Origin of the sequence: Actinoplanes sp. NPDC051475, assembly GCF_040689425.1 — a bacterium.
Taxonomy (GTDB): domain Bacteria; phylum Actinomycetota; class Actinomycetes; order Mycobacteriales; family Micromonosporaceae; genus Actinoplanes.
This window is the reverse complement of sequence record NZ_JBFAZZ010000005.1, coordinates 280,775-299,239: the sequence shown is the minus strand read 5'-3', so window position 1 is coordinate 299,239 and position 18,465 is coordinate 280,775. Positions and strand designations below refer to the sequence as shown.

Genomic DNA, 18,465 nt, shown 5'->3' with positions numbered 1-18,465 from the left:
ACCGGCCTCAGGGAACGGTACGTTCGATCGCCGCGGCGCCGTCGCGTTCGAGTTCCTTGCGGGCCCGCTCGATGTTCGCCGGCGTGGGATCCCAGCCCTTGGCCATGGCCAGGTCGACTGGCTCCCACGGCTGGTCGGCGCCGGTGCGGATGACGGGCTCCTGACCCGGCGCCAGGAACTGGGGATTCTCCGAGTCGGGACCGCCGCCCGTGACGAACGCGTCGACCGCGACGTCGTCCTCGATCGCGTCGGCTACTTCCGGCGTCTCCTCGAGCGGTGGCCGGTTCTGGTCGGTCATGCGTCCTCCAAGGTGGCTGTCTGCCCTGCGCATGCATACCCAGCATGCCCCACCGCAAGCTCGGCGGAAAGCGGGCGATCAATGGCGTGGCGGCCAAGCGAGCGCGATTCGGACAGCCGCCGCGCGCATCGGATGGACGGTGTGTAGCCGGACGAATACATTTCTGCGGTGTCATGTGTGTGCGCGTTCCGGCGGGGACCGCGCACGCCGTGGCGAGGAGAAGTGACATGAGCGAATGCTGGGATGCCCGGCAGTGGCCGGACCCGATGGCCGAGAGCCGGACGAGGTGAGCGGCCCCTTCGACGCCGAGCGCGATGCCGGTGAGGTGGTTCGCCTGCTGGCGGTGCTCGCCGCCCGGCTGCGCGCCCGCGACCGGGACCTCGGTGCCGAGCAGGAGCTGATCGCCCTGCTGGCCGAGGACGGGGGTGCGGCGGCGGCCCGGGTCCTCGCGTACCTGCGGGAGCTGCGGGGGGCGGGCGACGGCGTGGCCGCGGCGGTGCCACCGCGGCTCGGCCCGTGGCGCGACTGGGTGCCGCCGCGCGGCAACCTCTTCGGAGCCCCGGCCGGACCGGCCACTCGGATCGAGGAATTCCCGCGCCCGCGCCGGCGTCGCGATCCCGGCGAGTGAGCAGCTAGGCGCCGCGGCGCAGGGTCTCCGACGGGGAGACCCCGAAACGCGCCCGGTACGCCGAAGCGAACCGCCCCAGATGCGCGAAGCCCCACCGGTGTGCCACCGCGGCCACCGTCGTGCGGGCCGGATCCTGCCGGCGCAGCGCCTCGTGCGCCCTGGCCAGGCGGACCTGCAGCAGGTATGTCATCGGCGCGCAGTTCACGTAGCGCCGGAACCCCTCCTGCAGCGACCGCACGCTCACGCCGGCGATCTGGGCGAGGTCCGAGACGGTGAACGGGCGCTCCGGCTCGTCGTGCATGGCGTCTATGGCCCGCTGGACGGCGCGTGGCGGCCCGGCGGGAGCCGGAGCGGTCAGCTCCTCGGTGTAGCGGTGCGGGACGGCGAGCAGCAGCCCACTGAGGACGCTGCGGCTCATCTGCTCGGCGATCAGCGGCTGCCGGAGCAGGCTCGCCGGGTGGCCGATCTCGCCGCGCAGCATCCGGACCAGCGTGTTCCAGCTGCGCGCCGGCCCGCAACTGAGGTCGACGAGCGGCGGCAGGTCGATCGGGCCGGGCACCGGGCGGCCGAGCAGCGTCGCCAGCTCCGCCTCCAGCGCCGGCCGCTCGATCTTCACGTCGAGCTCGGCGGAACCCGCGGTGTGCAGGCTGTAGACCGGCTTGCCCGGGCCGTACAGCACGGCCGTCCCGGGGTGGGCGGTGAGCTCCCGGCCGGCGTACCTCGCGTGCACCCGGCCGGTCGTCGGCATGGTCACGTGGTACGCGTCCAGCTCGGGGGCGACGAGGGTCACCGGGGCGCCGAAGCCCAGGTGACCGACGGTCAGAGGTCCGAGTTGGATCACGTCGGCACGGAACTCGAAACCCTCCTCACCCTCCGGCGCGCCGACGGCCAGGGGGTAGTAGAAGCGGGTCAGCAGGATGCGGGTGTCATCGAGGTCGACAGTGCTGAAACTCGCGGTGTCACGGGATCCCGACGATGGCGTCACTGTCCTGAAGTGAGCGTCACTCATCTCGTACGGCCACCCCTGCGCATACGGTGAGTATTCGGACCGGGTCGGGACTCGTCAATGTCCGCGAGGGCCCGGTGACCGATCCAGCACATTCCGGCCATATGAACTACTCTGGCGTTCCGCGCCTACCTGGCGTAACTTGCAGACCAGCGGATAGTTGTTGGGACGCGGACGTCCGACCGGGGCCGGGGTGAGGCACCGGGCTGCGTAGCTGGGTGCGCAGCTGAGTCCGCAGAACGTTTCGGCGTCGCCCGCACGACGCCAGGAAGAGGGCAGCCGTGTATCTGCCGATCACCACTCGCCAGCTGGCCGACGGTACGGTCGAGATCGCCCCGAGCGGCGAGATCGACCTCGACAACGCCCACGTCATGCGGGACGCCGTGAACGACGTCCTGACCTCGCAGACGCCGGGCCGGATAGACCTCGACCTCCAACGGGTGATGTTGATCGACAGTATCGGCATCGGCATCCTGGTGGCCTGCTTCCACGCCGCGGCCGCCTCCGGGGTGCGGCTCGTGGTCAGCCACCCGAGCCCCACGGTCTACCGGCAGCTCTGGATCTCCGGCCTGGTCGGGCTGCTGGGCTGCGCCGAGCCCCCGAACTCCCGTACCTCGGTGGGCCTGCGCCCGAGCTGACGCCGCAGCGGCCCGGGAGGACGCCCGCGAGCCGGATTTGCCCGGTCCTGCCCGCCTCCGCCCCCGAGCCGCGTCGGCCCGTCGCGCCGATCGGTCAGAATGGGCGCATGCCCATGCTGCGTTCCGTCGCGTTGTTCCTGCTCGCGGCCGTTGCCGAGATCGGCGGGGCCTGGCTCGTCTGGCAGGGCGTCCGCGAGCACCGGGGCCTGCTCCTGGCCGGCGCCGGCGTGATCGCCCTCGGCGCATACGGCTTCGTCGCCACGCTCCAGCCGGATGCGAACTTCGGCCGGATCCTCGCCGCGTACGGCGGGGTGTTCGTCGCCGGGTCCCTCGGATGGGGGATGCTGTTCGACGGGTTCAAGCCCGACCGCTGGGACCTGATCGGCGCCGCCCTGTGCCTCCTCGGCGTCGGCGTCATCATGTACGCCCCCCGGGGCGCCTGACGCCGCTCGACCGTGATTTCCGCGATGTCCTAGCGTTGAAGAATCATGTGGCGGCGCGCGACGGTCGGAATCCTGCTCCTGTACGCCGCCGCGGTCGTCGCCATCACGGTCTTCCCGATCCGGGTGCACCCCGCGTCGTACTGGGCCGGTGAGCCGTTCATGACGATGGTGCACTGGATCCCCGGCGACGTGGACGCGCCGAGTTTCACGCTGAACGTCATCATGTTCATCCCGTTCGGCGTCCTGCTGCCGCTGCTGTGGCCCGCGGCCGACGGGCTGCGGGCGATCGGCCTGCGGGCGCTGACGGCCAGCGCGGCGATCGAGTCGGTGCAGCTGGTGCTCGGCCTCACCCTGGGAAGCCGGCGCACCATCGACGTGAACGACCTGATCGCCAACACCGCCGGGGCCCTGGCCGGGCTGCTCATCCTGCGGCTGGCGGTGCCGTCCGCGGCGCATCGCGCAGGTGTCTGTGCAGGAAGTCCGCGGTCACCTCGGCGGCCCGGGTGACGATCGGCGGCACGTCGTAGAAGTCGATGTGCTCGCGGGCGTCCAGCCACTCGATCTCCTTCTCGCCCGGGGCGGCGGCGTACATCGCCTCGGCCAGTTCCGGGGAGCAGTAGTCGTCCTTGCGGCCATGCACCACCAGCAGCGGCGTCTCGGTCAGCAGCGGCGCCGCGCCCAGCGCGTCGAAGGTCATGAGGGAGTGCAGGGAGCCCGTGGTGACCCGGTTCTCCCACCGGTCGGCGTGGCCGCGGGCGGTGCCGTAGTAGGCCCACGGCTCGTCGCCGCCCATCGCCGCCGGGCCGTTCTCCGGCGCCACCGCGGGCAGGTAGTCGTCGTACGCCTCGACGAACCCGCGCAGCGCGTGGCGGTAGGCGATCGGGTCGCGGGCGAACCAGGCCGGGCTGTTGTACGCGCCCGCGATGCCGGCGACCGCGCGTACCCGGGGGTCGGCCGCGGCCGCGCGCACCGCGTAGCCGGCGCCGAGGCACACGCCCACCACCGCCACCCGGTCGCGGTCCAGCAGGCTCACGGCGGCCCGCAGATCGGCAAGTTTGCCCTGGCTGTCCTCGTGCGCGCGGCGGCCGTCGCTGGCGCCGAAGCCGCGGTGGTCGAAGGCCAGCGTCGTGAAGCCGCGCCGGGCCAGCTCCTCGGCGTAGCGGCCCACGACCTGATCCTTCACGCCGGTGAACGGGCCGGTCAGCACGACCGCCTCGGCGGCGTCGCCGCGCAGGGTCCCGGCCAGCGTCAGGCCGTCGGCGGTGAAGGTCACTTCTTCGGTACGGATCTCAGTCACGTACCGACGTTAGGCTCGGCGCAGAGCGCTGGCCAGAAGGCACTTCGCGGTACCCATCGTCGTACGGGGGTCAAGGTGGCACTGGTCGTCCCGGACGTGCTGGAGGAGAGCTGCGTGACCCGGCAGGCGCTGGCGCGGCTCGCCGCCAAGTGGCGGGTGCTGCTCGTCTACGCGCTGATGGACGGGCCGCACCGCCCGGCCGCCCTGCGCCGCCGGCTGCCGGGGATCACCCAGAAGGTGCTCACGTCCTCGCTGCGGGACATGGAGGCGGACGGCCTGGTCTCCCGGCGGGTGCTCAAGGAGGAGCCGCCGCAGCACGTCGAGTACGCGCTCACGCCGCTGGGCCGGACACTGGAGGAACCGCTCGCCGCGATCTGCCACTGGGCGCTGCACGCCGGCTCAGATCAGTAGGTCCGGCTCCACCTGATGGATCTTGACCGGCATGCCGTCCGGGGTCTCCACGTGCAGGCGGGCGCCGAGGTCCGGGTCCATAGCCAGCCGCACGACGGTGACACCGCGGTCTCGCAGCATCTTCTCGAGGCGCTCCAGCGGCATGGTGGCGGAGAAGTTGAGCTCGACCGTGCTCTCGCCGTGTGCCGGGTCCGGCGGCCGGGTGACCAGCCCGATCTGGGCGGTGCCGACCTGCATCAGGACCCACTCGCCGTCGCGGTCGCCGTGCACGATCTCGCCGCCGAGCCGCTCGTAGAAGGCCACCGCGTCCGCCATCTCCGCGACGTGGACCATCGGCTGCAGCTGGAGGCCGGGCAGCACCGGACGCGGTGAGGGAACCCGGGCGACGCCACGTTTGGGCACTTCTGAGCGGGGAGCCGGGACAACCTCGGCTTCGGGCTGCGACGCAGCCGCGTCGTCGGCGGTGTCCTCGGGGGACGGCTCCTCCTGGTGGGCCAGGAAGGGCGGGGGGATCGGGCGCGGGTCGGCGGGGCTCGTCTGTGCCGGGCCTGCCGAGGCGGGGCGGCGGGGACCCGGGGTGCCGGCCGTGGGCGCGGGACGGGCCGGGGGCACGGCAGGGTGCCGGCCCCGGTCGTTCGCCGTCGTGCCACCGGCGGTCACCGGTCGTTCCTTGGCCATGGCGGACTCCTGATCGGGCAGCTGTCGGCGCCGGCGGAAATGCCGCCACCGCAAGGCTCAACGACCCGTACCGCTCATCGATTCATTTCCCGCCGGACCGGCCGAGCCCGGGGTCCGACGAACGACCAGAAGTCCCCCGATTCCGGGCGTCGGCGGCGGGGCGCGGATACTGGCCAAGATTGGCGAGAATGCTGCAGGTCGACGGATTCCCGCCACGGTGAGGGCTACGCTGTCCGGCCATGCACATGGTGGCCGTCCTCGCCCTCGACGGCGTCGTCGCCTTCGACCTGGCCACGCCGCTCGAGGTCTTCGCCCGGACCCGGCTCGCCGACGGGTCGCCCGCATACGACGTCCGGGTCTGTGGTCCCGGGACCGAGATCGACGCGGGGCCGTTCGTCCTGCGCCCTCGGCACGGGCTCGACATCCTCGGCGTCGCGGACACGATCATCGTCCCGGGAATCGTGGACGTCGCTGTGCCCGTACCGGAAAAAGTTCTGAGCGAATTGCGGACAGCCGCGGCGCGCGGCACCCGGATCGCTTCCGTCTGCGCGGGCGCGTTCGTTCTCGCCGCGAGCGGGCTGCTCGACGGGCGGCGTGCGACGACGCACTGGCTGGCGGCCGCCCGGCTGGCCGAGCGCTTCCCCGAGGTGGAGGTCGACCCGGGCGTTCTTTACGTCGACAACGGACAACTGCTCACGTCCGCGGGTGCGGCGGCCGGGCTCGACCTCTGCCTGCACATGATCCGGCGGGACCACGGCTCGGCGGTCGCGGCGGACGCCGCCCGCCTGTCGGTGATGCCGCTGGAACGCGAGGGCGGCCAGGCACAGTTCATCGTGCCGGAGCAGCCGCCGGTGCCGCGCGGCTCCAGCATGGAGACGCTGCTGCGCTGGCTCGACGAGAACGCCGGCCGGAACCTGACCATGGCCCGGATCGCGGCGCATGCGGGGATGAGCACGCGTACGCTCAACCGCCGCTTCCGCGAGCAGACCGGGACGACACCGCTGCAGTGGCTGCACCTGGCGCGGGTCCGCCGGGCTCAGCACCTGCTGGAGACCACCACGGACGGGGTGGACCGGATCGGGGCGCGGGTCGGGTTCGGGTCGCCCACGGCGTTCCGCGACCGGTTCAAGCGGGTCGTGGGCACGAGCCCCTACGCGTACCGCCACGCGTTCCGAGCGCGCCGATCTTGACGGAGGTACGGCAGGAACTGAACGACCGCACGGCCGAGGTCAGACGTGCCGACTGACGTGCTGAAGGCTGGGAGTCCGGCTCAGCAGGCGGGCGCGCTCCGCCTCGCGGGCCCGGGCGGCCGCCAGTCCCGGGGCGAGCAGGCCCCAGAAGATCATGACCAGCACGGCCAGCCAGGCCCACCCGGGAATCACCGCGTTCGGGCCGATCAGGGCGCTGACCCATGCGTACACCGGGTCGATGTATGCCTCCATCACGCCTCCCTGCCATCGGGTCGGCCCCCACTATCGACCGGCCGCCGGTCCGGGTTAGCACTTTTCCGGGCCCGGCCGGTCACGGTCGCGTGGTGGCCACCACCGGGATGCCGGCGACGCAGGTCACCCGCATCCGGATCCGGCTCGCGCCGTGGGCGAAGACGACCCCGGCGGTGGCGGCGGGCCCGGGATTGACCCGCTCGACCTTGTACGGCTCGACGGCCGCCCACGCGACGAGGGTGACCCGGCCGGTCGAGCCGCAGCGAGCCGTCACGAAGCCGCCGGTGGAGCGGAACGTCGCGGTGGCCGCGGGCGGCCGGGACGGGCTCGGCGAGGCGGTCGTCGTCGTGTGCTGCGCCGGCGCGCTGGTGGTCGGCGGCGACGTGGTGGCGGCGGTGGTGGTTGTGCCGGACACAGTCCTGGTCGGGGCGGCTTCCGTGACGGCCGGTCGCTTCGGAGTGGGGGACGGCCGGGCGGAGGCTGCCGTCGGCAGCGCGGACGCCGGTACGTCGCCGCCCTGCGCACCGCGGGGGAGCAGTGCCCAGGTCGTGCCCACCGCGACCAGGACCGCCGCCACGGCCACTGCCAGCAGTTTCCCGCCCTGCCGGGACGCCGCCACGGCCATCGGTGGTGTTTGTGGGCGGACGGCCGGGCCCTCGCCGAGGGTTCGGGCGACCTCGGCGGCACTGGGACGCTCCAGGGGATCCTTGCGCAGGCACCGGTCGACCAGCCCGGCGATCGCCGGGTCCACCCCGGGCAGCGGAGGCAGCGGGACCGGCTCCAGGGTGACGTGGGCGGTCAGCATCTGCGTGGTGGTGTCGGCGGTCCACGGGGACTCGCCCGCCAGCAGCCGGTAGAGGAGCACGCCGAGGGCGTAGACGTCCGAGGCCGGCTCCACCGCGTCGCCGGTCAGCCGCTCGGGCGCCAGGTAGGCCGGCGTGCCCAGCAGTTCCTCCTCGGGCTCGGCCGGGCCCGCTGCGGCCGCGAGCCCGAAGTCGACGACCTTGACGCCGTCCGCGGTGACCATGACGTTGGCCGGCTTGATGTCGCGGTGCACCAGGCCGTGGGCGTGCGCCGCGGCGAGCGCCGCCGCGACCTGCGCGCCGATCCGGCAGATCTCGCGCGGGTCCAGCAGGCTGTGCCGCGCGCGCTGCTGCAGCGTGACGCCGTGGACCAATTCCATGACCACGTACGGGACGGGCAGGCCGTCCTGCCACGCCTCGCCGTAGTCGTACACCTGGGCGATGTGGGGATCGGAGAAGGTCGCGGCGGCGCGGGCCTCGTCGCGGATGCGGGACCGGTACGCGGCGTCCCCGGCGTACCGTCCGGCCAGCAGTTTGATCGCGACCGTGCGCCCCAGGACCTCGTCGCGGGCGCGCCAGACCACCGCCATGCCGCCGCTGCCGAGCCGGTCGAGCAGGGTGTAGCGGTCATCGAGCCTGCGCAGCTGCACCTCCACCCGAGGCAGTCTGCCTTGATCGAGGCGGGAACGCACGACCCCGCTTGCACTCGGCGCCGCACCCACGAAGGATGAGGCGGTGCCCCGGCCGATGACCTCCCTGGTGGGTCGCGCGCTGGGCCTGCCCGCGCCCCGCACCACGTACGCGGTGAACCACGACGTAGCCATCCCGATGCGCGACGGTGTGCTGCTCCGCGCGGCCCACTACGCGCCCGCCGGGAAGGCGCGGGGAACGGTGCTGGTGCGGACCCCGTACGGCCGGGGGCTGCCGACCTCGCTGGTGCAGGGCCACATGCTGGCGGCGCGCGGCTACCACGTGGTGGTCAGCAGCGTCCGCGGCACGTTCGGCTCCGGCGGCACGTTCGTCCCGATGGCGCAGGAAGCTTCGGACGGGCAGGACACCGTCGCGTGGCTGCGGACCTGCGGTTGGTTCAACGGCCGGCTCGCCACGCTCGGGGGCTCGTACCTGGGCTGGACGCAATGGACGCTGCTGCAGGACCCGCCGCCGGAGCTGCGGACCGCGATCATCTCGGTCGGCCCGCACGACTTCCGCAGCGCGGTCTACGGGACCGGCGCCTTCACCCTCGGCGACTTCCTCAGCTGGAGCCACCAGATCGCCGGCCAGGAGGCCCGCGGCCTGCGCCGGATCCGCAACCTCGCCACCGCGGCCCGCCGGATCCGTCCCGGCCTGCACGGGCTCCCGCTGGCCGAGGCCGCCGAGCCGGTGCTGCGCGGCCGGGCGCCGTGGTACCGCGAATGGCTGTCGCACCACGAGGAGACCGACCCGTTCTGGGAGCCCATGCGAGCCGGCGTGGCCCTGGAGCGCGTGACCGTGCCGGTGATGCTGATCAGTGGCTGGCAGGACCTGTTCCTGGACCAGACCCTCGACCAGTACGCGGCCCTGCGCGGCCGGGGACTCGAGGTGTCGCTGCTCGTCGGCCCGTGGACGCATATCGGGGTGGCTACGAAGGGCGCTTCCCGTACGGAACCCGCGGCGCTGGCGTGGCTGGACCGCCACCTCGGCGGGGACCCCGGCGCGCCTTCGAAGGCGAGCATGTTCCGCACCGGCGAGAACAAGTGGCACGACCTCGCGGAGTGGCCACCCGCTACGACACCGCTGCGCTTCACCTTGGGCGCCGGCGGCACGCTCGGCCACGTCCCGGCCGCTGAGCCGGTGTCCTTCCGGTACGACCCGGCGGACCCCACCCCGTCGGTGGGCGGCCGGGTGCTGGCGGGCTCGATGGGCGTCCGCGACAACCGGGGCCTTGAGGCCCGCGCCGACGTCCTGACCTTCACCACCGCACCGCTGACCACGGACCTCGACGTCGCGGGCGCCCCTACGGTGGAGCTGGCGATCTCGCTGGACAACCCGTACGCGGACGTGTTCGCGCGGCTCTGCGACGTCGACCCGGCCGGGCGGTCGCGCAACTTCTCCGACGCCCTGCTCCGGCTCGACCCGGCGGCGCCCGCCTGCGAGGTGCAGCACGTCACCCTGCGCCTGGACCAATGCTTCCACCGGGTTCCGGCGGGCCACCGGCTCCGCCTGCAGCTCTCGGGCGGCGCACACCCGCGGTACGCCCGGAACCTGGGCACCGACGGCACTCCGGCGCACGGCTCGGACACCGCCCCCTCTCTGCACACCATTCACTGCGCCGACTCGTCCCTGACGGTGCCCGTGGTGGAGACCCCGTGAAGGTGTGGTGAAAGCAGGGGCGATCCGGCGCTGAGGCCGCTACCTTCGGCGGCCATGGAGACCCCGGACGTTCTCGTCGTCGGCGCCGGCCTGGCCGGTCTGCACACCGCCCGGCTGCTGGCCTCGCAGGGCCACGACGTGCTCGTCGTCGACCGGCGGCGCTCGCTGGACTCGGGCATCCGGACCACCGGCATCTTCGTCCGGCGCACACTCGAGGACTTCGCGCTGCCGGCCGAGCTTCTGGGGCCGCCGATCCGCAGGGTTCTGCTCTATCCGCCGTCGCTGCGCCGGCCGGTCGAGCTGGTCAGCGGCCGCGACGAGTACCGGGTGGCCGACATGGCCGGCGTTTATGCGTGGGCCCTGGCCGAGGCGGCGCTCGCCGGTGCGCGGATTCGGCTGGGCGTGTCGTATCCGGTGGAGGGTGTCCGGGCCCGGTTCACCATCGGCGCGGACGGGACCCGGTCGACGGTTGCCCGCCGGCTCGGGCTGGACGTCAACCGGCGGCTGATCGTGGGGGCTGAGGAGGTGTATCCGGTGGCCGGCGGGGATGGGCCGCCGACGTTCCACTGTGTCGTGGATCCGCGGCTCGCGCCTGGCTATCTCGCGTGGGTGGTCGATGACGGGCGGCATGCGCATGTCGGGCTGGCCGGGCGGCCGGAGTGGCTGACCGGCCCGCTGCCCACGCTGCTGCGAACCTTCGGCGACACTTTCGCCGCGCTGCCGCCCGCGACGGGGGCGGCGGCCGGCGCGATGGGCGCCCCCGGCCCGCTGCCGGGGGCGGTCGGGCCGGTGCGGCGGCGGGGTGGGCCGATTCCGGTCGGCGGGGTGTTGCGGCGGCTCGCCTGCCCGGAGGGCCTGCTGGTCGGCGACGCTGCGGGCGCGGTGTCGCCGCTGACCGCCGGCGGGCTGGATCCGTGCCTGCGCCTGTCGGAGCTGGCCGCGGCGGTGACCGGCGACTATCTGCGCAGCGGCGACCCGGCCGTGCTGCGGCACTATGACGGCGCGGCGCTGCGTGCCCGGTTCCGGGGCCGGTTGGTGCTGCGCCGGGCGTGGTCCGGGGTGCGGTCGCGACCCGCCGCCGAGGTGGCCTTCGCGCTGCTGCGGACCCCGGTCGGACGAGCCGCGGCGGCGCGGCTGTTGTTCGGCGACGGGTCCTTTCCGGACGCTATGCGTCGGCGGCCGGGTGTTTCATCCACCACTCGGTGAACTGGCGCGCCTGGCCCGCCTGGTCGAGGCGGAGCACCCACATGTTGCTGTAAGTACGCGGCGGCGGCGTCGTGTAGTGCGTCGTCGCCTCGACGATGGCCAGGTCGTCCGTGACGATCAGCGGGTGCCAGTCGAACGTAGTCGTGTCCGCCTCGTCCCGGTGCTTCAGCCAGCCCGCGACGATCGCCTCGCGGCCGCGCCACGGCTCCGCGTAGGGCTCGGTGAAGTAGGCGGCGTCCTCGGCGAAGAGGTCGGCGATGTGCGCGGGGTCGTTCGACTCCCAGGCCACCCGGTATTTCTCCACCCACGCGGTCACCGCGTCGAGGTTCGTCATCGTCGTTCCTCCTACCCTGCCGTCGCGTATGCGAGCCGGCCGAACTCTGTCAGGGCCCCGCTCCACAGGAAGTCGCTGACCTGGGTGAGAGCGATCGCCGTGAGGCCCTCGTGCGGGTCGTTGAACCAGGTGGTGCCGTAGCCGCCGGACCAGCCGTACCGCCCCGGGCCGGAGACCTCGTCGGGGGCGACCGTGACGGCCATGCCCAGGCCCCAGCCGGAGCCGCTCAGCAGCGTGCCCGCCGACTCCACCTGAGCCGGCGTGAGGTGGTTGGTCGTCATCAGCTCGACCGACTGCTCCGAAAGCAGCCGGGTGCCGCCGTGCACGCCGCGGTCGAGCAGCATCCGGGCGAAGGTGTGGAACTCGTCCACGGTGGACACGAGACCGGCGGAGCCCGAGGGGAACACAGGCGGCCTGCTCCACACCTCGGGGCCGGTGTCGGTGCGCTCGGTCATCTTCCCGGTGCCGGGGTCGGTCATGTAGTAGCCGGGCAGCTCGCGGGCCCGGGCTTCGGGCAGCAGGAAACCCGTCTCGCGCATGCCGAGCGGGTCGAAGAGGCGCTCGCGCAGCACGTCGCCGAGCGGCTTGCCTGCCGCCCGGGCCACCAGCACGCCCAGCACGAGGGTGCCGGTGTTGTACTGCCATTTCTCGCCCGGTTGCCGCATCAGGGGCAGTGTGCCGAACCGGCGGATCCACTCGTCCGGGTCGTGCGGGGTGCGCGGGTCGGGCGGCCCGAGCCGCAGCTCCAGCTCGTTCGCCGCCTGGTTGATCGGCCAGGGCGGGTCGAACTCCGGCTCGGTGATCAGGCCGAAGCCCATCCGGAAGGTCAGCAGGTCCTCCACCGTGACCGGCCGGCGCAGCGGGACGGTGTCGTCGAGCGGGCCGTCGATGCGGGCCAGGACCCGCTGGCCGGCCAGCTCGGGGAGCAGCCGGTGGACCGGTTCCTCGAGGTCGATGAGGTCGTCCTCGACGAGGGTCATGGTGGCGGCGGCGAGGACCGGTTTGGTCATCGACGCGATCCGGAAGACGGTGTCGCGGCGCATCGGCGGACCGCCGTCGAAGAATGCGCTGCCGATCGCGTCGGCTCGCACGTCGTCGCCCCGGGCGACGAGCGTGACGATTCCGGGGAACTCGCCATGCTCGACGCGGGCCGCCATCGCGTCATGAACGCTCTTCGCCTCATGCACCGTCATGCCGACCACCTTGCCAGGTGCCTCCGACAAAAATCAGAAGCCGGCGAGGACCGTTTTGCCGATCGCCGAACCCGACTCCACCGCGGCGTGCGCCCGGCGCAGGTTGGCGGCGTTGATCCCGTCGATCCGCTCGGTGAGCGTGGTGTGCAGGACTCCCTTGTCGACCAGCTCCGCGACCTGCGTGAGGATCTCGTGCTGGGAGGTGCTCGTGGGGTCGTACAGGGCACGGGTGAACATCAGCTCCCAGTGCCACGCGATGCTCTTGGACTTGAGCGGGCGCAGGTCCAGGTGCGGCGGTTCGTTGATCGCCACCACGGCGCCGAAGGGCCGGACGATCCGCGCGAAGGTTTCCACCATTCCGGCCGAGTGCGGGCTGAACACGTGGTCGACGCCGTCGGGCAGCGCCGCCGCCAGGTCCTCGCGGTGGTTGACGACGCGGTGGGCGCCCCGGTCGAGGACGTACCGGTGGGACTCCGGGCGGGAGGCCGTACCGATGACTTCAAGGTCGGTGAGCTGCCGGGCCAGCTGGACCAGGATGGAGCCGACGCCGCCGGCGGCGCCGAGGACGAGCAGGGTGCCGGTGCTGGTGGCGGTCAGCCGCAGCCGGTCGAAGAGCGCCTCCCAGGCCGTCAGGGCGGTCAGCGGGAGTGCCGCGGCCTGGGCGAAGTCGAGGGACGCGGGCTTGGGGCCGACGATCCGCTCGTCGACGAGGTGCAGTTCGGAGTTGGTGCCGGGGCGCGCGATCGAGCCGGCGTACCAGACCTCGTCGCCGGGGCGGAACAGGGTGACGGCCGGGCCGACGCGTTCGACGACGCCGGCCGCGTCGTAACCGAGGATCTTGGGCTCGCCGCTTCCCGCCCGTACCTTCACATCCACCGGGTTGACCGAGACGGCCCGGACCCGGACGAGCAGATCGTGCTCTCCCGGTTCCGGCACCGGGAGTTCAAGGTCCAGGAAGTCTTCGCGGTAGCCCACCGCTCGCATGAGTTCAGCCATGCCGGCGACGCTATTCGGTACGCCCTAGTTACCGTCAAGGGTCTACGACGCGTCGTGCCCGTGCCGGCACATGCTGGATCTGCTGGCCAACAAGTGGAGCGCGCTCGCCCTCGGCGCCCTGGAGAACGGCCCGCGCCGCTTCGGGGAGGTGCGCGCGAAGCTCGACGGGGTCAGCCCGAAAGTGCTCACCGCCACACTTCGGCGCCTGGAGGAGCACGGGCTGATCGACCGTACGGTGTTTCCGGCCGTGCCGCTGCACGTCGAATACTCGCTGACCCCGCTCGGCCGCGACGCCTGCGAGCCGCTGGCCCGGCTGCGCCGCTGGGTCGTCGACAACATCGACAGGTTCCCGGAGAAGGTTCTGTCGGACCTCGGGGTTAGCGTCGTCCCATGACCGATCAGTGGCGCGACCTGCCCGCCCCGGCCCGCCCGATCGCCGCCGCCACCGCGGCGGCGGTGCGCGCGGCACACGAGCGCGACGGGGCTGCGCTCACGGAGGCGGTGGCCGAGCTGGGCGCGCAGGATCAGGTCCAGGCAGGACTGATTCTCGGTACGGCGGTGCGCCTCCTGCTCGAATCCGCCCACCCGGACGGCCTCGACGCCGGCGACGTGCGCGCGGTGCTGGAGCAGACCGTGCGTTCGGCCGCCCCCTGGTGCCCCGAGGTTGATCCGCAGGTGGTGCTCTACCTGCTGGCGGGCGCGCTCGGGGTGTGGGAGGACGACGGCTCGCCCGCGCCGAAGCCGGACGCGCTGGGCCTGCACGCGGCGCTGCTGCTCGCCCATCTCCGGGGCGAGCGCCCGATGACCGAGGTCATGGTGGAGACGCTCGCGGAGATCCGGCGCGCTCAGCTCAACGACTAGCGACCGGCGTCGTCGACCGGGGTGAGCTCGTTCGCCGGGTCGAGCGGGCGGCCGATGTGGTCGAGCAGGTCCGCCAGGATCAGCCAGACCTGGGCGGCGAGCCGATCGGTGAGAGCGGCGATGTCCATCTCCTCCGGGTGGTCCAGCCACCACAGGATGCTCGCGTCCACCATGCCGATGACGCCGGCGACGACGTGTGCCGGCGGCCGCATGTCGTAGCCCGCGGCGCGCAGGTAGGCCACCCCGGCGCGGCTGAGCTCCGGAACGGCCGCGAACTGTCCGAGCCGGGCCCGGAAGCGGTACAGGTTGGGATGGTCGACCGCCCATTCCAGGACCCGGCCGATGATGCCGTGCACGACTTTCGGCGGGGTGCCGCTCGCAGTCAGTGCGGGGCGGATCCAGGCGCTGAGCAGGCGTGCGGCGAACCGGGCGACCTCCTGGTCCAGGTCGTCCTTGCTGGCGAAGTGCCGGTAGACGTGCGGCCGCGGGAGGCCGGCCTGATCCGCGACCGCGCCGAGGCCGGCGCCGCTGCCGTGCTCCTCGATCGCGCGTACGGCGGCGTGCACGATCTGCTCGCGGCGGCGGGCGCGCTCGTCCGCGCCCCGGCCGGCCCGGCGCGCGGCGATGGTGTCCCGCCTCGTGGCCGCTTCGTTCACCCGGCCACTCTAGCTGGTACAGTCTGTACCCACATGCGGGTACAGGGTGTACCCACCACCGGTCAGCAGCGAAGCGAGGAACCATGACCAGTTCCGTGCCCGGCTCCGTCGACCCCGCCCGGCTGCAGGACGTGCTGGACGGCCGGTGGGCGCACATTCGGCGGGCGGCGCGCACGGAGCTCGCCGGCGACCGGTTCACCGCCGTGTACGGCGAGACCGGCGAGCAGGCCCGCGAGCGCGTCACCCGGCTGCTCGGCGCGCTCCCGACCGACCTCGGCGTTTCGATGGCCTTCCCGACGGAGTACGGCGGCAGCTTCGACCCCGGCGGCGCCGTGGTGGCCGGCGAGATGCTGGCCCACCTCGACCTCTCGCTGCTGGTGAAGGCCGGCGTGCAGTGGGGCCTTTTCGGCGGTGCCGTGCTGGCCCTGGGCACCCGGCGGCACCACGACGCCTACCTGCGCGACATCATGACCGCCGACGTCATGGGCTGCTTCGCCATGACCGAGACCGGCCACGGCTCCGACGTGCAGCAGCTGCGGACGACCTGCACCTACGACCCGGCGACGGAGACGTTCGACCTGCACACGCCGCACGAGGCGGCCCGCAAGGACTACATCGGCAACGCCGCCAGGGACGGCCGGGTGGCGGTCGTGTTCGCCCAGCTCGTCACCCCGAGCGGCCGGCACGGCGTGCACGCCTGGCTGGTGCCGATCCGTGACGCGGACGGCAAGCCCATGCCGGGGGTCACCATCGGCGACGCCGGACCCAAGGCCGGGCTCCTCGGCGTCGACAACGGCCGGCTCTCGTTCGACCACGTCACGGTGCCCCGGGAGATGTTGCTGGACCGCTACGGCCAGGTCGCCGCGGACGGCACGTACACCAGTCCCATCGAGAACGACACCCGCCGCTTCTTCACCATGCTGGGCACCCTGGTCCGCGGCCGGGTCACCATCGGCGGCGCGGCGTCCTCGGCGGTGAAGAACGCCCTGACCATCGCGATCCGGTACGGCGACACCCGCCGCCAGTTCACCGCCCCCGACGCCGAGCGCGAGGTCGTGCTCAACGACTACCTCGCCCACCAGCGCAAGCTGCTTCCGGCGCTGGCCACCACGTACGCGCTGCACTTCGCGCAGGAGGAACTGGTCGCCGTCCTGCACGAGGTGCAGACGGCCGGCGGACCGGTGGACGACCACCGCCAGCGCGAGCTCGAGTCCCGCGCCGCGGGGCTCAAGGCCGCGCAGACCTGGCACGCCACCAGCACCATCCAGATGTGCCGCGAGGCCTGCGGCGGCGCGGGATACCTGGCCGAGAACCGGCTGCCCGCGCTCAAGGCCGACACCGACGTCTTCACCACCTTCGAGGGCGACAACACCGTGCTGCTCCAGCTGGTCGCCAAGGGGCTGCTCACCGGGTACCGGGACGCGTTCGGCTCCCTCGACGGCTGGGGCCGGGCGGCGTTCGTCGCCGACCAGGTCCGCGAGATGGTGCTGGAGCGCACCGCGGCCCGATCGCTCGTCGAGCGTCTCGTGAAGGCCGTACCGGGCCGCGACGACCAGGTCGCCCTCACCGACCGCGGCTGGCACCTGAAGATGATCGAGGACCGGGAGCGGCACGTCCTGGACGGCGTGATCCGGCGGCTGCGCCGGGGTGCGGCCACCAAGAAGGACCAGCCGTTCGCCATCTTCAACGACGTGCAGGACCACGTCATCAAGGCCGCCGAGGCGCACATCGACCGGGTGGTGCTGGAGGCGTTCGTCGCCGGCATCGAGCGCGCGACCGACCCGGCCGCGCGGGCGCTGCTGTCGCGGGTGTGCGACCTCTACGCCCTGAGCACCATCGAGGCAGACCGGGGCTGGTTCCTCGAGCACGGCCGCCTCACGCCGGCCCGGTCGAAGGCGGTCACCGCGATGATCAACGACCTGATGCGGGAGCTGCGGCCGTACGCGCGCACGCTGGTCGACGCGTTCGCCATCCCGGACGTGTGGCTGAACTGCGCGATCCTGCGCGAGGAGACGGGCCGGCAGGAGGTCATGGCGGAGCACGACGACGCCGTCCGGGCCGCCGATGCCACCGCGACCGACCTCGAGATCGCTCCCGCTCAGTGACGCGCCGCTAGGCGACGTCCACCAGGACCTTGCCGACGCCGCCCGCCTGCACGGCGTCGTGAGCGTCGGCGGTCCGCTGGAGCGGGAAGCGTGCCAACGGCAGCCCGGCATCCTCGCCGACGGTCAGCGCACCCGCCGCCGCGGCCTCGGTGATGTCGGCCACCGCGAGGTCCTTGTACGCCGCCGGCATGGTCAGCACCAGCACGAACTGGAACCGTACGTTGCGCCCGATCACCAGCCGGGTGGGGAACGTGAGCTTGCCGTCGCCCTCCGTGCCGTACGCGGCGACGGTGGCGTTCGGGGCCAGCAGCTCGGTGTCGAGGTCGATGTTCGCGCTCGGCGCGACCTCGACGATGAGGTCGACTCCCTGGGGCGCGGCGGCGCGAACGTCCGCCACGGCTGTGTCCGCCCGGTAGTCGACGGTGTGTACGGCGCCGGCGGCCTCGGCCAGTTTCGCCTTCTCGGCGCTGCTGACCGTCGCGATCACGGTCGCGCCGGACCAGGTGGCGAGCTGGATCGCGGCGTGCCCGACGGCTCCGGCGCCGCCCGCGACCAGCACAGTACGCCCGTTCAAGGCGCCGGGGCCGAGCCGCTCGGGACCGTCCTGCACGGCCAGCAGGCAGCGGTGGGCCGCGATCGCCGGGATGCCGAGGCTGGCGCCGACCTCGAACGAGACGTCCGCCGGCAGCGGGACCGCTTGGCGGGCCGGCACGACGACGTATTCCGCGGCCGTCCCGTGCGGGCGACGCCAGGCCGCCTCCCAGAGCCACACCCGCTCGCCGACCCGGTCCTGATCGACCCCGGCTCCGACGGCGTCGATCACGCCGCTGCCGTCGTGGTGCGGGATCACCTCGGGGAACATCAGTGCGCCGTTGCGGTGGCCGTACTGGCGGGACTTCCAGTCGGCCTGGTTGACGCCGGAGATGACCACCCGGACCCGGACCTCGCCGGAACCCGGCTCGGGTACCTGCCGGTCGACGAATTCCAGCACGTCGCGGCTGCCGGCCGACGAATACACGATCGCCTTCATGCGGTGGAGGCTATCCACCGATTCGACGATCGACAATGGACTCGGCGCGGTGCTGTCAATGTGAGGGATGCCTCGTGGCGAGCGGCCCCCA

Annotated in this window: 22 protein-coding genes; 11 read left to right on the top strand and 11 right to left on the bottom strand. The window is 72.9% G+C overall.

What is annotated here, in order from left to right; translation table 11 throughout:
- Positions 1-7 precede the first annotated feature (7 nt).
- A complete protein-coding gene (locus AB0368_RS13030) occupies positions 8-298 on the bottom strand; it encodes a hypothetical protein (RefSeq protein ID WP_366154041.1) in 291 nt (96 codons plus the stop codon).
- 253 nt (positions 299-551) lie between these two features.
- Between AB0368_RS13030 and AB0368_RS13025 the strand changes: the two genes are divergently transcribed.
- On the top strand, positions 552-926 hold the full coding sequence (locus AB0368_RS13025; RefSeq protein ID WP_366154040.1) for a hypothetical protein: 375 nt from the start codon (positions 552-554) through the stop codon (positions 924-926).
- Positions 927-930: 4 nt separating this feature from the next.
- On the opposite strand, the gene AB0368_RS13020 is transcribed toward AB0368_RS13025, so the two are convergent.
- Positions 931-1,935, bottom strand: coding sequence for an AraC family transcriptional regulator (locus AB0368_RS13020; RefSeq protein WP_366154039.1), 1,005 nt, complete (start codon positions 1,933-1,935; stop codon positions 931-933).
- A 278-nt stretch (positions 1,936-2,213) separates the two neighbouring features.
- On the opposite strand from AB0368_RS13020, the gene AB0368_RS13015 reads away from it, so the two are divergent.
- The 3 genes from AB0368_RS13015 (at position 2,214) to AB0368_RS13005 (ending at position 3,520) form a co-directional block, all read left to right on the top strand.
- On the top strand, positions 2,214-2,570 hold the full coding sequence (locus AB0368_RS13015; protein WP_366154038.1) for an STAS domain-containing protein: 357 nt from the start codon (positions 2,214-2,216) through the stop codon (positions 2,568-2,570).
- A gap of 107 nt (positions 2,571-2,677) precedes the next feature.
- Positions 2,678-3,013 carry a YnfA family protein gene (locus tag AB0368_RS13010; RefSeq protein ID WP_366154037.1) on the top strand — a complete coding sequence of 112 codons (336 nt, stop codon included), beginning with the start codon at positions 2,678-2,680 and terminating at the stop codon, positions 3,011-3,013.
- 45 nt (positions 3,014-3,058) lie between these two features.
- Positions 3,059-3,520, top strand: coding sequence for a VanZ family protein (locus AB0368_RS13005; RefSeq protein ID WP_366154036.1), 462 nt, complete (start codon positions 3,059-3,061; stop codon positions 3,518-3,520).
- Here the strand turns inward: AB0368_RS13005 and AB0368_RS13000 are convergent.
- Positions 3,435-4,310, bottom strand: a complete 876-nt coding sequence (locus AB0368_RS13000) for an alpha/beta hydrolase (protein ID WP_366154035.1) — start codon at positions 4,308-4,310, stop codon at positions 3,435-3,437. The genes AB0368_RS13005 and AB0368_RS13000 overlap by 86 nt on opposite strands.
- A 75-nt stretch (positions 4,311-4,385) precedes the next feature.
- Here AB0368_RS13000 and AB0368_RS12995 point away from each other — a divergent pair, with 75 nt between their 5' ends.
- Entirely contained in the window at positions 4,386-4,721 is a 336-nt protein-coding gene (locus tag AB0368_RS12995) for a helix-turn-helix domain-containing protein (RefSeq protein WP_366154034.1), read from the top strand.
- On the opposite strand, the gene AB0368_RS12990 is transcribed toward AB0368_RS12995, so the two are convergent.
- Complete coding sequence (locus tag AB0368_RS12990) at positions 4,710-5,399, bottom strand: VOC family protein (RefSeq protein WP_366154033.1); 690 nt, start codon at positions 5,397-5,399, stop codon at positions 4,710-4,712. The genes AB0368_RS12995 and AB0368_RS12990 overlap by 12 nt on opposite strands.
- A 239-nt stretch (positions 5,400-5,638) precedes the next feature.
- Here AB0368_RS12990 and AB0368_RS12985 point away from each other — a divergent pair, with 239 nt between their 5' ends.
- Entirely contained in the window at positions 5,639-6,589 is a 951-nt protein-coding gene (locus AB0368_RS12985; protein WP_366154032.1) for a helix-turn-helix domain-containing protein, read from the top strand.
- Between the two features lie 39 nt (positions 6,590-6,628).
- Here the strand turns inward: AB0368_RS12985 and AB0368_RS12980 are convergent, their stop codons facing one another.
- On the bottom strand, positions 6,629-6,841 hold the full coding sequence (locus AB0368_RS12980) for a hypothetical protein (RefSeq protein ID WP_366154031.1): 213 nt from the start codon (positions 6,839-6,841) through the stop codon (positions 6,629-6,631).
- Between the two features lie 79 nt (positions 6,842-6,920).
- Entirely contained in the window at positions 6,921-8,300 is a 1,380-nt protein-coding gene (locus AB0368_RS12975) for a serine/threonine-protein kinase (RefSeq protein WP_366154030.1), read from the bottom strand.
- Between the two features lie 79 nt (positions 8,301-8,379).
- On the opposite strand from AB0368_RS12975, the gene AB0368_RS12970 reads away from it, so the two are divergent.
- Both AB0368_RS12970 and AB0368_RS12965 read left to right on the top strand, forming a co-directional pair.
- A complete protein-coding gene (locus AB0368_RS12970; RefSeq protein ID WP_366154029.1) occupies positions 8,380-9,993 on the top strand; it encodes a CocE/NonD family hydrolase in 1,614 nt (537 codons plus the stop codon).
- Between the two features lie 54 nt (positions 9,994-10,047).
- Positions 10,048-11,199: an NAD(P)/FAD-dependent oxidoreductase gene (locus AB0368_RS12965; RefSeq protein WP_366154028.1), complete on the top strand. Its 1,152-nt coding sequence runs from the start codon at positions 10,048-10,050 to the stop codon at positions 11,197-11,199.
- Here the strand turns inward: AB0368_RS12965 and AB0368_RS12960 are convergent.
- The 3 genes from AB0368_RS12960 to AB0368_RS12950 are packed head-to-tail and all read right to left on the bottom strand — an operon-like array spanning position 11,159 to position 13,722.
- The gene (locus tag AB0368_RS12960) at positions 11,159-11,533 is read right to left on the bottom strand and encodes a nuclear transport factor 2 family protein (RefSeq protein WP_366154027.1); all 375 of its coding nucleotides are present in this window, start codon (positions 11,531-11,533) and stop codon (positions 11,159-11,161) included. The genes AB0368_RS12965 and AB0368_RS12960 overlap by 41 nt on opposite strands.
- 11 nt (positions 11,534-11,544) lie before the next feature.
- The gene (locus tag AB0368_RS12955) at positions 11,545-12,726 is read right to left on the bottom strand and encodes a serine hydrolase domain-containing protein (RefSeq protein WP_366154026.1); all 1,182 of its coding nucleotides are present in this window, start codon (positions 12,724-12,726) and stop codon (positions 11,545-11,547) included.
- Between the two features lie 33 nt (positions 12,727-12,759).
- Positions 12,760-13,722 carry a zinc-binding alcohol dehydrogenase family protein gene (locus AB0368_RS12950; protein ID WP_366154025.1) on the bottom strand — a complete coding sequence of 321 codons (963 nt, stop codon included), beginning with the start codon at positions 13,720-13,722 and terminating at the stop codon, positions 12,760-12,762.
- Between the two features lie 70 nt (positions 13,723-13,792).
- Here AB0368_RS12950 and AB0368_RS12945 point away from each other — a divergent pair, with 70 nt between their 5' ends.
- Together AB0368_RS12945 and AB0368_RS12940 are read left to right on the top strand one after the other, a co-directional pair.
- The gene (locus tag AB0368_RS12945) at positions 13,793-14,116 is read left to right on the top strand and encodes a helix-turn-helix domain-containing protein (RefSeq protein ID WP_366154024.1); all 324 of its coding nucleotides are present in this window, start codon (positions 13,793-13,795) and stop codon (positions 14,114-14,116) included.
- Positions 14,113-14,583, top strand: a complete 471-nt coding sequence (locus tag AB0368_RS12940) for a hypothetical protein (protein ID WP_366154023.1) — start codon at positions 14,113-14,115, stop codon at positions 14,581-14,583. The genes AB0368_RS12945 and AB0368_RS12940 overlap by 4 nt, the downstream gene beginning before the upstream one ends.
- Here AB0368_RS12940 and AB0368_RS12935 read toward each other — a convergent pair.
- Positions 14,580-15,239 carry a helix-turn-helix domain-containing protein gene (locus AB0368_RS12935; RefSeq protein WP_366154022.1) on the bottom strand — a complete coding sequence of 220 codons (660 nt, stop codon included), beginning with the start codon at positions 15,237-15,239 and terminating at the stop codon, positions 14,580-14,582. The two genes, AB0368_RS12940 and AB0368_RS12935, sit on opposite strands and share 4 nt — an antisense overlap.
- An 83-nt stretch (positions 15,240-15,322) precedes the next feature.
- Between AB0368_RS12935 and AB0368_RS12930 the strand changes: the two genes are divergently transcribed.
- Positions 15,323-17,344: an acyl-CoA dehydrogenase gene (locus AB0368_RS12930; RefSeq protein WP_366154021.1), complete on the top strand. Its 2,022-nt coding sequence runs from the start codon at positions 15,323-15,325 to the stop codon at positions 17,342-17,344.
- Positions 17,345-17,351: 7 nt separating this feature from the next.
- Here the strand turns inward: AB0368_RS12930 and AB0368_RS12925 are convergent, their stop codons facing one another.
- The gene (locus AB0368_RS12925; protein WP_366154020.1) at positions 17,352-18,374 is read right to left on the bottom strand and encodes an NADPH:quinone reductase; all 1,023 of its coding nucleotides are present in this window, start codon (positions 18,372-18,374) and stop codon (positions 17,352-17,354) included.
- Positions 18,375-18,465 lie beyond the last annotated feature (91 nt).

What these genes read in the sequence shown, in the direction of transcription:
- AB0368_RS13030 (WP_366154041.1), bottom strand. Translation starts at nt 298, where the DNA reads ATGACCGACCAGAACCGGCCACCGCTCGAGGAGACGCCGGAAGTAGCC.
- AB0368_RS13020 (WP_366154039.1), bottom strand. Translation starts at nt 1,935, where the DNA reads ATGAGTGACGCTCACTTCAGGACAGTGACGCCATCGTCGGGATCCCGT.
- AB0368_RS13010 (WP_366154037.1), top strand. Translation starts at nt 2,678, where the DNA reads ATGCCCATGCTGCGTTCCGTCGCGTTGTTCCTGCTCGCGGCCGTTGCC.
- AB0368_RS13005 (WP_366154036.1), top strand. Translation starts at nt 3,059, where the DNA reads ATGTGGCGGCGCGCGACGGTCGGAATCCTGCTCCTGTACGCCGCCGCG.
- AB0368_RS12990 (WP_366154033.1), bottom strand. Translation starts at nt 5,399, where the DNA reads ATGGCCAAGGAACGACCGGTGACCGCCGGTGGCACGACGGCGAACGAC.
- AB0368_RS12985 (WP_366154032.1), top strand. Translation starts at nt 5,639, where the DNA reads ATGCACATGGTGGCCGTCCTCGCCCTCGACGGCGTCGTCGCCTTCGAC.
- AB0368_RS12980 (WP_366154031.1), bottom strand. Translation starts at nt 6,841, where the DNA reads ATGGAGGCATACATCGACCCGGTGTACGCATGGGTCAGCGCCCTGATC.
- AB0368_RS12965 (WP_366154028.1), top strand. Translation starts at nt 10,048, where the DNA reads ATGGAGACCCCGGACGTTCTCGTCGTCGGCGCCGGCCTGGCCGGTCTG.
- AB0368_RS12960 (WP_366154027.1), bottom strand. Translation starts at nt 11,533, where the DNA reads ATGACGAACCTCGACGCGGTGACCGCGTGGGTGGAGAAATACCGGGTG.
- AB0368_RS12955 (WP_366154026.1), bottom strand. Translation starts at nt 12,726, where the DNA reads ATGACGGTGCATGAGGCGAAGAGCGTTCATGACGCGATGGCGGCCCGC.
- AB0368_RS12950 (WP_366154025.1), bottom strand. Translation starts at nt 13,722, where the DNA reads ATGGCTGAACTCATGCGAGCGGTGGGCTACCGCGAAGACTTCCTGGAC.
- AB0368_RS12945 (WP_366154024.1), top strand. Translation starts at nt 13,793, where the DNA reads ATGCTGGATCTGCTGGCCAACAAGTGGAGCGCGCTCGCCCTCGGCGCC.
- AB0368_RS12940 (WP_366154023.1), top strand. Translation starts at nt 14,113, where the DNA reads ATGACCGATCAGTGGCGCGACCTGCCCGCCCCGGCCCGCCCGATCGCC.
- AB0368_RS12930 (WP_366154021.1), top strand. Translation starts at nt 15,323, where the DNA reads ATGACCAGTTCCGTGCCCGGCTCCGTCGACCCCGCCCGGCTGCAGGAC.
- AB0368_RS12925 (WP_366154020.1), bottom strand. Translation starts at nt 18,374, where the DNA reads ATGAAGGCGATCGTGTATTCGTCGGCCGGCAGCCGCGACGTGCTGGAA.